This window comes from Longirhabdus pacifica (assembly GCF_004115085.1).
GTDB lineage: Bacteria > Bacillota > Bacilli > Paenibacillales > DSM-105158 > Longirhabdus > Longirhabdus pacifica.
In genome coordinates this window covers 1-972 of sequence record NZ_QXJP01000063.1, presented here as the reverse complement: position 1 = coordinate 972, position 972 = coordinate 1, and the positions used below count along the sequence as shown (strand labels likewise).

The window sequence follows — 972 nt, the reverse complement described above, 5'->3', positions numbered from 1 at the left end:
TTTCTACTAAAAAGGTATGCTGCAAAGTGGACGTATTACGCATGGCTCATCATCATTATTGGCTTGATTATTCCGTTTAGACCGGAAATTAATATGTCCTTGATCGAGGTGAATCTACCTTTTGCCTCCACTGAGAGTGAGGCGGGAATGACAACTCCAGGAGATGATTCCTTTCAAAGTATGGAATTTAAACAAGCAGTGGATGGAGAAGAGCAGCAATCCTTTTTTTATAGCGCAGAAGCAATGGAGCAAGGGGCACTAGATGTTGCCAGCGCTGATAAAGATGTTGCCAACTCTGATAAAGATGTTGCTAGCTATAATACAAATATGGTTAGTACGAATGAAGATGTTGAGGATACAAACGTAAACGGAGAAGTACCATTCTATACGACATCGTTACAGGATAATGGAGCGGGTGAAGCTACTACAGACAACAGCGTACTTGCTTCCAACACGGAAGAGCAAAACAAGCTAATTACATCCATAGTAGGATGGACTGCTATTGTTTTTGCGATATGGCTAACGGGAGCGCTATCTTACCTTATTTACCAATTGCATACGTACCGTAGTTTTAGTAGAACCGTTCGCCGCTGGAGTGTGCTCATCGAAGATGTAGCGATCACCTACGTGTATAGACAGTTACAAAAAGACATGGGGATTACAAAAAATATACCGTTGAAGTATTCTGCTATCATCGATACACCCATGCTGATTGGATACGTAAACCCTACGATTGTATTACCGCGTACGAACTATCAGTTGAATGAGCTGCGCTTTGTACTAACCCATGAACTCGTACACTATAAGCGAAAAGATATGTGGGTAAAAGCACTAACGATGGTAGCGACAGCGATGCATTGGTTCAACCCATTACTCTACGTGATGTCCAAAGCGATTTCTTCGCAATGTGAGATCTCTTGCGATGAAGCCGTGGTGAAAAGGATAGATCAGAACGGACGAAGAGAATACGGA

Annotated in this window: 1 protein-coding gene; it reads left to right on the top strand. The window is 42.4% G+C overall.

The window, feature by feature from the left end:
• Positions 1 to 972: M56 family metallopeptidase (locus tag D1Z92_RS17075; protein WP_164931703.1), on the top strand; the 972-nt coding region annotated here is incomplete at both ends.